The sequence below is a fragment of the Telluria sp. ZT3P26 genome (assembly GCF_059686035.1).
Map to the genome: position 1 here is coordinate 580,195 of NZ_JCASII010000001.1, position 14,519 is coordinate 594,713.

Consider the following 14,519-nt stretch of genomic DNA (forward strand, 5'->3'; position numbering starts at 1 on the left):
TGCTTCAGGTTGCGTCAAGGCTGGCCTCCAGTTGTTGATAGCGCCACTGGCTGGCGTACCAGCCATCCAGCAGCAAGAGTTCGTCGTGCGTGCCGGCTTCGATCACGCGTCCGGCGCGCAGCACCACGATGTGGTCGGCCCCGACCACGGCCGACAGGCGGTGGCTGGCGATGATGGCGGCGCGCTCGGGCCGCGCCCGGCGCAGTTCGGCCAGGTGTTCGAGGATGCGCGTTTCGGTGCCGGTGTCCACCGCCGACAATGCGTCGTCCAGCAGCAGCAGCGGATTGTCGGCCAGCAGCGCACGGGCAATCGCCACGCGCTGGCGCTGGCCGCCCGAGAGCGTGATGCCTTTTTCACCGACCGGCGTGTCGTAGCCATACGGGAAGCGCAGGATGTCGTCGTGGATCGCGGCCATGCGCGCCGCGCCTTCGATCTCGGCGCGCGAGGCATCGGGCCGGGCCAGCGCGATGTTCTCGGCAATCGTGGACGAGAACAGGAATGACTCTTGCGGCACCCAGCTGGTGGCGCTGCGCAGGGCGCTCAGGCGATAGGCGTCGAGCGGCTGCCCGGCCCAGCGTACGTGGCCCTGTTGCGGCGTCGCCTGGCGCAGCAGCACGCGCAGCAGCGTCGATTTGCCCGAGCCGGTCGGGCCGACGAGACCCAGCGTCTGGCCCGGTTCGAGCGTGACGGACACATCGGAGAGGGCGGGCGCCTGCGCCGTGTCGTCAGCAGCCGCGCCGTCTTTACCGGCGCCGTTCACGCCATACGTGAACGTGACGCCTTCGAGCACCAGCGGGCCCTGGCCCACCCGGTCGATCGTGCCGGCGTCTTCGACCGACAGCGGCGCCTCGAGCAGCGGCTGCAGGCGCGCCATGCCGGCGCGGCCCCGTTCGATCAGCGTGACCACCCAGCCGGCGGCGAACATGGGCCAGATCAGCTGGCCCAGGTACATCGTGAAGCTGGTCAGTGCGCCGACCGTCAGTTCGTTCTGCCAGACCAGATAGCCGCCCAGGCCCAGCGTCAGGCCGGTGGCGGCAGTCAGCGCCAGGCCGACGGCCGGTTCGTAGGCCGCTTCCCATTTCTGGGCGGTGAGGCTGGCCTCGGCTGCATTGGCGGTCAGCACGCCGAACTGGGTGCTGCTGCGCGCTTCGAGGCCCAGGGCGCGCAGCGTGCGCACGCCCGACAGCGATTCCTGCACATGGTCGTTCAGCTTCGAGAAACCTTTAAGCGCATCCCCCTCGGCCTTCTGGATGTGGGTCGAGATGTACCAGAACGCGAGTCCCATCAGCGGGAATGGCAGCAGCGCGACCAGCGCCAGGCGCCAGTCCACGCCCAGCGTCATGATCCCGAGGACCATGACCAGCGTCAGCGTGCCATCGAACGCGGCCAGCAGGGCTTCGCCGGCGGCCATCTCGATGGCGTCGATGTCGTTGGTGGCCAGCGCCATCAGGTCGCCGGTGCGCTGGCGCTGGTAGAAGGCGGGGCCTTGCGCAGCCAGACGCGCATACAGGCGCGTGCGCAGCTCGACGCCGAGCTGGTAGGCGGCCGAATACAGGCGGATACGCCAGCACACGCGCAGTACGTAGATGGCCACGCCCAGGCCGAGGACCTGGGCGATACCGAGCAGGAGGTCCTGTTCGGCGAGGCGGTTGTTGGCGAGCGCGTCGACCAGTGCGCCGACCTTGCGGGGGATGAGGACCGTGCAGATCGCCACACCGACGAGCATCACGGCCGATGAGGCATAGGATTGCCAATGCCGGCGCACGAAGCCGCCGATCAGCCTGGACAAACTCATTCGAATTCCTTGCTGTTGCGCCCGAAAAAAAAGCGGGCCTGAGCCCGCTAGTGTAGTCGTTTTGCCTAGTTGGCGCTGCGCGGCACCATTCCCGATACGCTGGTCTGATGCGGCCTGGCCGTCGCGCGGGTTGCTGTGTTACTTGCGGCGCCGGCGTGGCGTGGCCGCGGTGGCAGGGGCGTCCGGGTCGCGCCGCTCGATCGGCGCGGCCGCTGGCGCCGGTGGCGTTGCCGCCAGAACGGCGCCGTTGCCGGCCGCCTGGGCGATCGGCGTGGCCTTGACGGCTGCCGGGCCGGGCAGTACCTGTGGCGCCGCGTCATCGGATGCCGGTTCCGGCAGCACGCTGGCCACTGCGTCGATGGCCGGAGCTGCTTCGGCTGCCGGTGCTGCCGGTGCTGCCGGTGCCGGTTCAGCAATCGCTGGTTCGGGCGCTTCGGCAACCGGCGCCGGGGCGACGGCGACGGGTTCTGGCGCCGGCGTCGCTGCAACCGCATCGATCGTGCGCTCGGTCGTTGCCTGCACCGTATCGACGACGGCCTGCGCCATCTCGGTCACCGGCGCCGCCAGCGGTGCCGGCGTCATGCTGCGCACCAGCAACGGCTGGACGCCGGCAGCGATGCCGAGCAATTCGCGGCTATAGGCAAACAGGCTGCGCACCTGTTCTTCGGCATGGCTGCGCAGCACGGCGAGGTCGCGTGCATCGCGCGCGCCGATCAGCTGGCGGGCAGTCTGCGCCGAGCGCTCGAGGACTTCCTGGGACGTGGACAGGTTCAGCGCCGTGATGCGGCTGGCGCTGTCGAGCGCCTGGGTGGTCAGTGCATTGAGCACCGTGAGCTGGGCATTCATCGGTGCAGTCAGGTAATGGTTAGGTGCTGCGGACAACTGCTCGGAGAGTGAGGTCATGAAGTTTCCTATCTATCAAGTATGGCGCGCTGCAATAAAGTCAGTGTACCCACGATTCCCGGCCCGTGCAATGAACGTCGGTCGCTTATTCGGCGCGGGTCATATTGCGTTGCAGCATTGCCATACAGCTGCGCCACAGTTGCTACAATCGGATAACCACTCAATGGAGTCACCATGGACCTCGTGATCCGCAATACCACGCTGCCCGATGGCCGCACCGGCATCGACATCGGCATTCAGGACGGCCGCATCGCGGCGCTGGCGCCGCAACTGACAACACGGGGCGTGCGCGAAATCGACGCCGCCGGCGACCTGGTCAGCCCGCCGTTCGTCGATGCGCACTTCCATATGGACGCCACGCTGAGCTACGGCCTGCCGCGCGTGAACCGCAGCGGCACCTTGCTGGAAGGGATCGCGCTGTGGGGCGAACTGAAACCGCAGCTGAGCCAGGATGCGCTGATCGAGCGCGCGTTGCGTTATTGCGACTGGGCGGTGGCGCGCGGCCTGCTGGCGATCCGCACCCACGTCGATGTGTGCGACGACCGGCTGCTGGCGGTCGAGGCGCTGCTGGAAGTCAAGCGCCGCGTCGCGCCGTATCTCGACCTGCAACTGGTCGCGTTCCCGCAGGACGGCCTGCTGCGCAGCGCCAACGCATTCGAGAACCTCAAGCGCTCGATCGGCATGGGCGTCGATGTCGTGGGCGGCATCCCGCACTTCGAGCGCACGATGGCGCAGGGCGCTGAATCCGTCCGCCTGCTGTGCGAATTCGCGGCCGAACGTGGCCTGCGCGTGGACATGCACTGCGACGAGAGCGACGACCCGATGTCGCGCCATATCGAAACGCTGGCGTATGAAACCCAGCGCCTGGGGCTGCAGGGGAGGGTGGCCGGCTCGCACCTGACGTCGATGCACTCGATGGACAATTATTACGTGAGCAAGCTGATCCCGCTGATCGCCGAGAGCGGCGTGGCGGCGATCGCCAATCCGCTCATCAACATCACGCTGCAGGGTCGCAACGACACCTACCCGAAACGGCGCGGCATGACGCGTGTGCCCGAACTGATGGCGGCCGGCGTCGACGTCGCCTTCGGCCACGATTGCGTGCTCGATCCATGGTACGGCATGGGCTCGGGCGACATGCTCGAGGTAGCGCATATGGGCCTGCACGTGGCGCAGATGACCGGACTGGAAGCGATGCAGTCGTGCTTTACCGCCATCACCGAAACGCCTGCGCGCATCCTTGGCCTGGAAGGCTACGGCCTGGCGCCGGGCTGCCACGCCGATCTGGTAATTCTTGACGCCGGCTCGACGGTAGAAGCGATCCGCCTGCGCGCCCCGCGCCGCTTCGTGTTGCGACGCGGCCAGATCGTGGCCGAAGCGCCCGCTGCGGCCAGCCAACTGCAGCTGCCGGGGCGCCCGGACAGCGCCGACTTCCGCCTCGGCCGTAGCTAAAATGTCAATATAGTGCGTGATAATCTGTGTATTTTCAGGCAAAATAGCGGACCGCCCTGTCCTGGCACTCCTGTAGATTGTTGTGAAAGATCTTGTTATCCGTCCTGCGCTCGACACCGATTTCGAGGCGATCTGGACCATTTTTTGCGCCCATATCGAGGCGGGTGAAAGCTATGTCTTCAGCACGGCGACGTCGCGCGAAGCCGGATACCAATACTGGCTGGGCGAGGGCGTGTCCAGCTTTGTCGCGGTGAGCGCGGGTGGCCGCGTGCTGGGCATGTACCGCATGGTGCCGAATCAGGTCGGGCGTGGCCATCACGTGGCCAATGCCTCGTACATGGTCAGCCCGGCGGCGCAGGGCGCGGGTGTGGGCCGCGCGATGGGCCAGCACAGCCTGGCCGAAGCGCGCGATCGCGGCTATCTGGCGATGCAATTCAACCATGTGGTCAGCACCAACGGGCCGGCCATCGGGCTCTGGAAGAAGCTCGGATTTTCGATTGTCGGCACACTGCCCAAGGCGTTTCGCCACAAGCGCCTGGGCTATATCGATGCCTACGTGATGTACCAGCTGCTGCAGGATCCCGATCACTGGCCGACAGTCGACGACGTGCCGGGTGGGTGATGGACGCCGGGCTCGCTGTCTTGCAGACCGAACGCCTGCGGCTGCGCCTTGTCACCGAGGCCGACGCGCCATTCTTCCTGCGGCTGGTCAACGACCCTGCCTTCATCGAACATATCGGCCAGCGCAATCTGCATGACGTGCCAGCCGCGCGGGCTGCGCTGCGCGACGGCCCGATTGCGATGCAGGCCAGGCACGGGCACTCTCTCTACGTCGTCGAGGCGCTGGATGGCGGCGCACCGCTCGGCCTGTCCGGCCTCGTCAAACGCGATTTTCTCGAACATGTCGACATCGGCTACGCGTTCCTGCCCGAGGCGCGCGGGCAGGGTTATGCGCTCGAGGCAGCCCGCGGCGTCATGGCGCATGCGCGCGCCCTTGGCATCACGCGCCTGGCTGCATTCACGGCACCCGCGAATGGGGCCTCGATCGCGCTGCTGCTGCGTCTGGGCATGCGGTTTGAGCGCCTGGCCGTCCTGGTGCCCGACCAGCCGGCCGTCAACGTCTACCTGGCCGACCTGGCGCCTGCACGCGACGGTTGAATAACGCACCTAGCGCCGGCAACGCCGGTGATACGATGGCTGCAATTTCGATCAACCATCATTCACCGAGTCGACCCTGCGATGCCAGCCACCGAGTTGCTACCTGACGCTCCTTTCTTCATTGTTCTGAACGCGGGGTCGGGTCATTCCGAAACCGAGATGCGCATCTCCACGATCAACGAGGTCATGGACGCCGGTGGCCGCGTGTGCCATCTGGAAGTGGTGGACGAGCCCGAGCGCATCGAACAGATCGCGAAGGACATGGCGGCCAAGGCCGTTGCCAGTGGCGGCGTGCTGGTCGCCGCCGGCGGCGACGGCACCATCAACACGGTTGCGCACCAGGCGGTGCTGGCCGGGTGTGCGTTCGGCGTGCTGCCGCAGGGCACCTTCAACTATTTTGGGCGCACCCACGGGATTCCGGAAGACCTGGCCGAGGCTGTACACGCGCTGCTGCGCGGCACGATCCAGCCGGTGCAGGTGGGCATGCTTAACGACAAGATATTCCTGGTCAATGCGAGCGTGGGCCTGTACCCGGCGCTGCTCGAAGAGCGCGAACACGACAAGCGCGAGTTCGGCCGCAGCCGCGTGGTCGCGTTTCTGTCGGCCATCAAGATGGCGCTGCGCGCGCACCGCCACCTGCAGATCCGGCTCGAGCTCGACGGCAAGGAGCAACGCCTGCGCACGACGACGCTGTTCGTTGGCAATAACCGGTTGCAGATGGAGCAGGTCGGCATGCAGCAATTGACCGATGCAGTCGAGGACGGCGAGCTGGCGGCGCTGGCGCCCAAGCCGATGGGTAAACTCGGGCTGCTGGGCTTGCTGGTGCGTGGTGCGCTTGGCAAACTGGGCGACGCCGACGATGTCGTGGCGTTCTCGTTCAAGCGCATGACCGTGCGTACGCCGTCGCTGTACGGGCGCAAGCGCCTGAAAGTGGCTGTCGATGGCGAGGTCAGCAAGATGGCGACGCCGTTCGAGTTCCGCGTGCTGGAAGGCCGGCTCAAGCTGCTGCTGGCGCCGCCACAGGCAGCCGCCGCCACGCCGGGCGACGCTGCCTGAGCCAACTTACCTGACGCGCAGCAGGCGCACGCCGTGGATGTCGAACCGGTTGGCCGGTTCGGCGCCACCGGCGCCGGTGAAGGTGCGGTTGCTCTCCAGATAGCTCATATTGTAGAAGTCCGTCATCTCCAGGCGGTAGCTGCCGGCCTGCAGGCGCGCGGCCAGCGGCGTCGAATACACGGTCGGCGTCGCACCCTTGAACAGCGGCGCATGCGGCAACTGGATCACGCCCTGCGCCACGACCTTGCCAGCGCCGTTCTTCAATGCCAGCCACTTCACGCCACCGCTGATCCCCAGGTTCACCTGGTTTGCGCCGTTGTGATAACGCACCTGGACCCGGTAGTCGCCTGCCTGGTCGACGCGCATCCCATCCACGGCAAAGCGGTCTTGCGGCCGGCCCCAGTCGCGAATCGCGGGCAGGGCGAAGCGCGCATCCGGCGCCGTGCTCTTGAGGTTTGACGTCACGCGCGGGTCGGTCACGCCGATGTCGATGCCATTACCAGCACCAGCGACTGCGTCGATGCAGCGCGGCTGGCTGTGGTGGCTGACATTGCCGCTGTCGGCAAAGCGCGCCTCCACCGCATAGCACGACGCCACCCCGGCCTTGTCGTCGGTCCAGGCGCCGGCCGGCAGCTTGTCGGCCACCAGTTTGCCGTCGCGGTAGACGCGGTAGGTCACGTTCGCCGCATTGCCATTCGCGCCGATCGTCAACCCCACGGCACCGGACGATGCACGCGTCAGCGCCTCGAGTACCGGTTCGCGCGGCCCGAACGTGACGGACGATTCTTCATACGGATTGGCCTGCACGCGGCGGATGCCCTGCGCCCCGGCGACGAGTTTGCCCAGCACGATCTCGATGCGATTTTCGGCCTGCAAATCACCCGTGCGCAGCGTGTCCCCCACCTGCTTGCCGTTCAACAGGATGCGCTCGACCCGGTGATAGCCGTCGCCTTGGGCCGCTGGCGGCAGGCGCAGCACCACGTCGATGCGTTTGCCGTGCAGGCGCAGGTCGTGCAGCGCAATTTCGTTCGATGCGCCAAAGGTCTCGCGCCTCAGCCTGGCGGTCACGAACGGACGCAGCGCGATGCCGTCGTCCTGCACCGTCACGCCGAACACATTGTCGATCACCATGCCCAGATACCCGCCGACCGACCATAACTGGCGCCGCGAATTGATCACGGGGCCGCTCAATGATGGCGTGGTCTCGTCGAGCAGCAATGGCTGGCCCGACAACCACTCGAGGTTTTCCATGTTCGACAGATTCACCGCCGCGCCGCGCATCAGCGTCGCGTAGCCGGCGTCGGCCACCGCTGCATTCTTGCCCTGCACCGCGGCGCGCAGGCCGTACGCGGTGACGAACGGCCAGATGGCGCGGTTGTGGTACACCGGCGCGCCGATCTGCTGCGGCCAGATCACCGGCGCGCCCATCGGACCATGCGGATAGCGCGCCAGGATCGACGCCGTCTGTTTGTCGTCGGCCACGCCGCTGACGATGGCCAGCGCCTGGCCGAGCCAGTCGAACTTGTGCAGCGGCGCGCCGTCCAGGTGACCGGCGGTGAGGCTGCTGTACATGCCTTCGTCGGCCAGCCAGAGCTCCTTGTTGATCGCGCGTTTCAGCTCCGATGCCCAGCGTGAGTAGCGCGTGGCTTTCGTCGCATCGCGCTGTTCGCGCGCCAGTTGCGCCGCCAGCTTGAGCGCCTGGAAGATCACGACGTTGGTCGACAGGGCCTTTGAACTTGCCATCGATGCCAGGTCGCCCGGGATCCATGCAGCGTAGGTCTGGTCGCGCCAGTCGAGGAACGATTCTTCGCCCGTGTACAGGCCCGTGGCCGCATCAAACGCCGCCACGCGGTCGATCTCGAGCGTGTTCGATAGTGCCGTCAGGGCCTTGCCGGCGAATGCCGCACGCGCGGCAGCGGGCAGCGTGCGCAGCGTTTCTTCGGCCGCGAAGGCCCACGTCAGGCGGTCGGTGCTGACCGGCCAGCTGCCGCCGCTGCCGGTGTCCTGCACGATCTGCAAGCCGTCTGCCGTGCCAGGGATCTGCGCCACCGGCGTGACGCCGGCGCGCCAGCCAGAGAGCTTGAAGTCGAGCGAATTGCGCACGCGCTGCGGGTCGAGCAGGGCCAGGCCCAGGTCGGCCGCATACGACAGGTCGCGCGTCCAGACATACGCCCACTTTTCGCCGGTGGAGAAGCAGTCGCAATCGATGGCGTTGCCGCCGTTGTAGTTGCCGTCCTTGATCTGGCTGACCGAATTCAGGCGCATCTCGGCGCCGGCCAGAGCGAACAGCGCGTCGAAGGCGAGGTTGCCGGTGCGGGCACGCGGCAAGCCTTCCTGCTCGGCATACGCGACATGCTGCGGACCGGGATCGCGCAGGCTCATGGTGCTCGACTGGACATACTGGCGCAGGGGCGCCTGTGCATCCGGCGTCGAGTAGCGCACCGTCTCGGTCTTGCCGTCCCACGTTGGCCAGGCCTGCGTGACAACCGCAGCGTGGCCCGCGTGCGGATCGGGCGCGTTGGCACGGTCGGCATCGGCCAGGCGCGTGACCTTCAGCGCCGGTTTGGCCGGATCGCTCGCGTCCAGCGTGAAGCGGTAGGTGCCGGACGTGCGCACGAACAGGAAGGTTTCGGGCCCTGACAGGCGTTCCAGTTTGTATTCGGTATCGGGCGCCACATTGACGCTCTTGTCCGGATCAATGACCCACTCGGCAGCCCAGTCGCTGCTGCCCAGTTTGAAGGCGTGGTTGCCCGGCGCGACAGCGATGTCGGCCTGGTAGATGCCCTTGCCCTTGGGCGCCAGCGCATCGGCCGTTCCCCAGCCATTGAACGCGCCGCGCACGAATAGTGCGGTATCGATCTGCGCGTGGGCGGCGCCGCAGGCGAGGAGGGCGGCCAGTGCGATGGCGCTGCGCATCATCGTGCTGCCTCCAGCTTCAGCGCATCAAGCTCTAGAATCACCGAAGCACCCGCTGGCAGGGTCAGCGTCGAGCGCAGGTCGAACGTCTTGCCGGTCAGGACATCGACGCCACTGGTCACGCCCGTGAGCATTTCGCGGAAGCGGTCGACATCAAGCGCCATTTCCTTTGCATTGTTGTTGAACGCAACCAGCACCTTCTTGTCCGCGTTGTAGCGGAAGTAGACATAGGTATTGTTCTGCGGCCCGTAATGCATCATGCGGCCGCTGTGGATCACCGGCTGGCCCTTGCGCCAGTTGGTCAGCTTGCGCACGAACGCTTGCGCCGCGCGCGGCTTGTCTTTCAGGCCAACGCCAGTGAAGGCATTGACCTTGTCGCCGGCCCAGCCGCCCGGGAACGGGATGCGGTAGCTGGCGTCGTCGCGGTCCTTCGTCGGGCTGGTAAACAGCAGCTCGTCACCCACGTAGAACTGCGGGATGCGCGGCGCAGTCATCATGAACACCATCGCCATCTTGTACTTGTCGAAGTCTTCGCCGGCGACGCTGTAGATGCGCGACATGTCGTGGTTGTCGGCGAACAGCACCAGGTTGCCCGGCTCCGGATACAGGTAGTCGAGCGACAGCGTCTCGTACACGTCCGAAAACACGTTGCCGCCTTTCTTGTCGGCCAGCGCGGTGCGCATCGCCTCGGCCACCGGGAAGTCCATCAGGCTTGGCGTGTAGGCGCGGTAACCGTCGAAGTTGTCCTTGCCGCGCTGCCAGCGCGCCACGACCGGCACCTTCGTGCTCCACTCTTCGCCGACCAGGTTCAGGTTCGGGTATTCGGCCATGATGCGGCGCGTGTACTCCGACAGGAACGCACCGTCCGAGTAGCCGAAGGTGTCGATGCGCAGGCCCGAGAGCTTTGCGTATTCGATCCACCAGATGTTGTTCTGGATGATGTAGTTGGCCAGCAGCGGATTGGACTGGTTCAGGTCGGGCATGCTCTTGACGAACCAGCCGCGCGTGAAGTTGTCGGCGTCTTCCTTCGCGCCGTACGGGTCCTGCACCGCCGTGTGGTAGTGCTGGGTCGGGACGAACTTGTCGCTGTAGTTGATCCAGTCCGGGGCCGGCACGTCCTTCATCCACCAGTGGTGCGAACCGATGTGCGACAGCACGACGTCCTGGATGATGCCGATGCCGCGCTTCTTCGCTTCGGTCGACAGGCGCACGAAGTCTTCGTTGCTGCCGTAGCGCGGGTCGATCTTGTACAGGTCCGTGGCCGCATAGCCGTGGTACGAGTAGCCCGGCATATTGTTCTCGATGAGCGGCGTCGGCCACAGCTGCGTGAAGCCCATGTCCGCGATGTAGTCGAGGTGGTTGATCGCGCCCTGGATGTCGCCGCCGTGGCGGCCCAGGCCACCCTTGCGGTCAGCCTTGTCGAGCATGCCGGCGACATTGTCGTTGGACGGGTCACCATTGGCGAAGCGGTCCGGCATGATCTGGTAGATCGCGTCCTTGCTGGAAAAGCCCTGGCGCGTGGCCGAACCCGGGTCGCGCGCCAGCAGGCGGTAGGCATGCGTGGTCGTGCGGCCGGCGCCGCTGAACGTGATGTCGAACGTGCCGGGCGCAACCTTCGGATCGAGCACGAGGTCGATGAACAGATAGTTGCGGTTCGGCGTGCGCGTGACCGATGCGATGCGCGCGCCAGGGTAGTTCAGCGTGGGCGTCAGGTCGCCAATCGCCTCGCCGTGGACCATCAGCTGGACCTTGTTGTCGTGCATGCCGGCCCACCAGAACGGCGGCTCCATGCGGTCGATGGCCGGGGCCTGGGCGAAAGCGGCAAGCGAAGCGCTGCCGAGCACGATAGTGGCGAGGAGTTGTCTCATGGGTTCTGGGGCTGGTGCCAGTCGTACTACTGCTGACGTAGTTGGACTACAGGGTCAGCAGGTCGACGGTGGAACGCGGGGCCGGTGATTGTTGTGTTGATGGAAGGTTACTATAAACCCTGCCCGCCAACAATCATGCGAGCCGGATTCGATTTCACCCCGACTACATAGTCGCGCGACGGGTGAACCTTCAGATTGCCTTCAGATTGGGTGCGAAAGTCCCATCAATGGTCGCAAAAGCGGTCAAATGTGTAGCCCAAGTACAACGTGCACAATGTTGTTGCCGTGCAAAGCATGCCATGATCCTCGCCACACATTGCTGCCCTGTCCTGGCTCTAGTTTTAGTACAGAGTCGTGACCGGCAGTTAAGAAAAACCGAGGAGACACATGAACGCCATCGCCACCCGGGCCACCAGCGCCCGCCGCCGTACTGCAGCCACGTTTGCATTCCCGTTGAACCCGTTCGCCGCCGGTTGCGCCGTGCTGCTGTCGGTCCTGGCCGGCAACGCGTATGCGCAAGCCTCGGGCAGCGAAGAAGCCACTCCCGTCGCACCGAACACGCCCGTGGCCAGCGCCACGGTACAGACGCCTGAAGAAGCGCCCGCTGCCGCACCCACCGCGTTCCCTAACGCAGCGGTCTCGACCGTTACGGTGACCGGCATCCGTACCGGCATCGAAGCGGCGATCTCGATCAAGCGCAATTCGAATTCGATCGTTGAAGCGATCTCGGCCGAAGACATCGGCAAATTGCCGGACACGTCGGTTGCCGAATCGATCGCGCGCCTGCCGGGCGTGACCGCCCAGCGCAGCCGCGGTTCGGGACGTGCATCGGAAATCTCGGTGCGCGGCCTGTCGCCAAGCTTCAACGGCACGCTGCTCAATGGCCGCGAAATGGCCTCGACCGGCAATGCCCGCAATCCTGAATTCGACCTGTTCCCGTCCGAGCTGATGGGCGGCGTCGTGATCTACAAGACGCCGGACGCCAGCGTCATCGGCCAGGGTCTGGCCGCGACGATCGACCTGAAAACCGTGCAGCCGCTGGACTTCGGCAAGCGCGTCATCGCCGCCAACTACAAGCGCAGCCGCCTGGGCGTACGCACTGCCGAAGAAGGCAGCGGCGACCGCGTCTCGTTCTCGTACATCGACCAGTTCGCCGACCGCAAGTTCGGCATCGCGCTGGGCATCACGTCGTACGACGAAACCGGCGGCGAGCAGCGCAAGTTCGACGCCTGGGGCGGCAACACGGCAGCCTTGCCATTCAATGGCCAGAACGTGCTGGTGCCACTGGGCTTTACCGCTGACACCGAATCGACGTCGCACAAGCGTGACGGCGCCTTCATGTCGCTGCAGTTCCGTCCGAACCGCGATTTCCGCTCGACCCTCGACCTGTTCTATTCGGCCGGCGAGACGGGCCTGAAGCGCAGCGGTTTCGAAGGCGCAGTCGGCTCGAACGTGTCGGGCCTGTATGACCCGGCCGGCGTGCTGCAGAACGTCGTCGTGCAGAATGGCGTCGCCACCAGCGGCACGCTGACCAACTACAAGGGCGTGGTGCGCAATCACGTCGAGACGTCGGAAGACGACCTGAAAACGGTCGGCTGGAAGAACGAGCTCAAGCTGGGCGAGTGGAGCACCAGCGCCGACATCACGTGGTCGAAAGCGACCAAGCTGAGCGCGCGCTACGAAACCACTGCCGGCCTGCCGGGCAATGCGAACCCGCTGGACACGATTTCGTGGACGGGCTTCAACGGCGGCAACTTCACCGATGTCGCCTGGCGCACTGGCCTGAACTATTCGGACCGCGCGGTCGCGCAACTGACCGACGTGAATGGCTGGTCGGGCACCGCCACCAACATCCTGCCGCAGGCCGGTTACCTGGCCCAGCCGTACGTGGAAGACACGCTCAAGGCAATCCGCCTGAATGCCAAGCGTCCGGTGGAGTGGGGCCCGGTATCGGCCATGCAGTTCGGCTACAACTTCACCGACCGCGAAAAAGCGCGCAGCGGCGAAGAAGGCCGTCTCGAGATCCTGGGCGGCGCCCAGTTCGGCGCGCAGACGATGCCGGGCACGGGCACCAGCGTTGCCGGCACCACCGGCATTCCGATCGCCTCGTGGAATCCGTCCGGATCGCTCGGCACCGTGTACCAGCTGGCCACGAAAATCAATGCCGACATCCTGACCAAGTTCTGGGATGTCAAGGAAACGGTCCAGACCGCTTACCTGATGGGCGACCTGAACGGCGAACTGTTTGGCTTCGAATACCGCGGTAACGTCGGCTCCCAGTTCGTGCACACGAAGCAATCGGGCGGCGGCTACAACAGCGGCAGCTGCACCGGCGAAACGGCCGATGCCTGCCCGGCCGTGCGCGTCGTTGACAGCGTCAGCTACTGGGATGTGCTGCCAAGCCTGAACGTGTCGTTCGACCTGAAGAACGACCAGGTGCTGCGCATGGGTCTGGCGCAAGTGCTGTCGCGTCCGAACCTGGACGACCTGCGCGGCGGCATCGGTTTTGGCGTCAACACCGGCGTGGCCAATCCGTTCCTGAGCGGCGGCGGCGGCAACCCAACGCTCAAGCCATTCAAGGCCAAGGCGTTCGACCTGTCGTACGAGAAATACTTTGCGAAGAAGGGCTACGTCAGCGCAGCCGTGTTCTACAAGAAGCTCGACACGTTCATCCTGCGCACGCCGTCGGAATACGACTTTGCGCCATGGGCGACCTCGACCACGCCGCTGCCGACCACCGGCGACTTCGCCGGCTCGACCGTTGGCGTGCTGAACCGTCCTGAAAACGGCGAAGGCGGCAGCATCAAGGGTTACGAGCTGGCGGTGAACATTCCGCTGAACATGGCGAGCGACTGGCTGGACGGCTTCGGCATCATGGCCAACCACTCGTTCACCAGCTCGGCGATCGACATCCCGGCCCTGGGCTTTGGCAACGTGCAGACCTCGGCGCAGTCGATCCCGCTGCCGGGCCTGTCGCGCAAGGTCAGCAACCTGCGCCTGTACTACGAAAAGAACGGCTTCCAGATCGCTGCCGCAGCGCGCAAGCGTTCGGACTTCCTGGGCCAGTCGCCGGACTTTTCGGACACGCTGCAGTACACGTTCGTGAAGGGCGAGACCATCGTCGACTTCCAGCTGTCGTATGAAATCCAGTCGGGCTTTGCCAAGGGCCTGTCGGTGTTTGCCCAAGCCAACAACTGGAACAATGCGCCGTACCAGGAGTACACGAACAGCAGCGATTCGATCACCCGTCGCGTCGATTACGGCCGCACCTACCAGTTCGGCGCCAACTACAAGTTCTGATGACCGGCGAAGCTGCCTAGCAGCTTCCAGGCCGCAGCAAGCGATCCCCGCCAGCCGAAAGGCTGCCGGGG

9 protein-coding genes are annotated in these 14,519 nt (G+C 65.6%); 5 read left to right on the plus strand and 4 right to left on the minus strand.

Features of this window, described 5'->3' with window-relative positions; translation table 11 throughout:
• Nucleotides 1-4 precede the first annotated feature (4 nt).
• Together AC56LN_RS02565 and AC56LN_RS02570 are read right to left on the minus strand one after the other, a co-directional pair.
• On the minus strand, nucleotides 5-1,795 hold the full coding sequence (locus AC56LN_RS02565; protein WP_499569798.1) for an ABC transporter ATP-binding protein: 1,791 nt from the start codon (nucleotides 1,793-1,795) through the stop codon (nucleotides 5-7).
• Between the two features lie 138 nt (nucleotides 1,796-1,933).
• Nucleotides 1,934-2,698 (minus strand): phasin family protein, encoded by a 765-nt coding sequence (locus tag AC56LN_RS02570; RefSeq protein ID WP_499569799.1) that lies wholly within the window; start codon nucleotides 2,696-2,698, stop codon nucleotides 1,934-1,936.
• Between the two features lie 174 nt (nucleotides 2,699-2,872).
• Here AC56LN_RS02570 and AC56LN_RS02575 point away from each other — a divergent pair, with 174 nt between their 5' ends.
• The 4 genes from AC56LN_RS02575 to AC56LN_RS02590 all read left to right on the plus strand — a co-directional run bounded on the left by AC56LN_RS02575 (nucleotide 2,873) and on the right by AC56LN_RS02590 (nucleotide 6,364).
• Nucleotides 2,873-4,150 carry an amidohydrolase family protein gene (locus AC56LN_RS02575; protein WP_499569800.1) on the plus strand — a complete coding sequence of 426 codons (1,278 nt, stop codon included), beginning with the start codon at nucleotides 2,873-2,875 and terminating at the stop codon, nucleotides 4,148-4,150.
• Between the two features lie 82 nt (nucleotides 4,151-4,232).
• On the plus strand, nucleotides 4,233-4,772 hold the full coding sequence (locus AC56LN_RS02580; protein WP_499569801.1) for a GNAT family N-acetyltransferase: 540 nt from the start codon (nucleotides 4,233-4,235) through the stop codon (nucleotides 4,770-4,772).
• Nucleotides 4,772-5,308, plus strand: a complete 537-nt coding sequence (locus tag AC56LN_RS02585; RefSeq protein WP_499569802.1) for a GNAT family N-acetyltransferase — start codon at nucleotides 4,772-4,774, stop codon at nucleotides 5,306-5,308. Before AC56LN_RS02580 ends, AC56LN_RS02585 begins: the two co-directional genes overlap by 1 nt.
• A gap of 81 nt (nucleotides 5,309-5,389) precedes the next feature.
• Complete coding sequence (locus tag AC56LN_RS02590) at nucleotides 5,390-6,364, plus strand: diacylglycerol/lipid kinase family protein (protein ID WP_499569803.1); 975 nt, start codon at nucleotides 5,390-5,392, stop codon at nucleotides 6,362-6,364.
• A gap of 6 nt (nucleotides 6,365-6,370) precedes the next feature.
• Here AC56LN_RS02590 and AC56LN_RS02595 read toward each other — a convergent pair whose 3' ends face one another.
• The gene (locus tag AC56LN_RS02595; RefSeq protein WP_499569804.1) at nucleotides 6,371-9,283 is read right to left on the minus strand and encodes an alpha-L-rhamnosidase-related protein; all 2,913 of its coding nucleotides are present in this window, start codon (nucleotides 9,281-9,283) and stop codon (nucleotides 6,371-6,373) included.
• Nucleotides 9,280-11,148, minus strand: a complete 1,869-nt coding sequence (locus AC56LN_RS02600) for a glycoside hydrolase family 13 protein (protein ID WP_499569805.1) — start codon at nucleotides 11,146-11,148, stop codon at nucleotides 9,280-9,282. Before AC56LN_RS02600 ends, AC56LN_RS02595 begins: the two co-directional genes overlap by 4 nt.
• A gap of 387 nt (nucleotides 11,149-11,535) precedes the next feature.
• On the opposite strand from AC56LN_RS02600, the gene AC56LN_RS02605 reads away from it, so the two are divergent.
• Nucleotides 11,536-14,448, plus strand: a complete 2,913-nt coding sequence (locus AC56LN_RS02605) for a TonB-dependent receptor (protein WP_499569806.1) — start codon at nucleotides 11,536-11,538, stop codon at nucleotides 14,446-14,448.
• Nucleotides 14,449-14,519 lie beyond the last annotated feature (71 nt).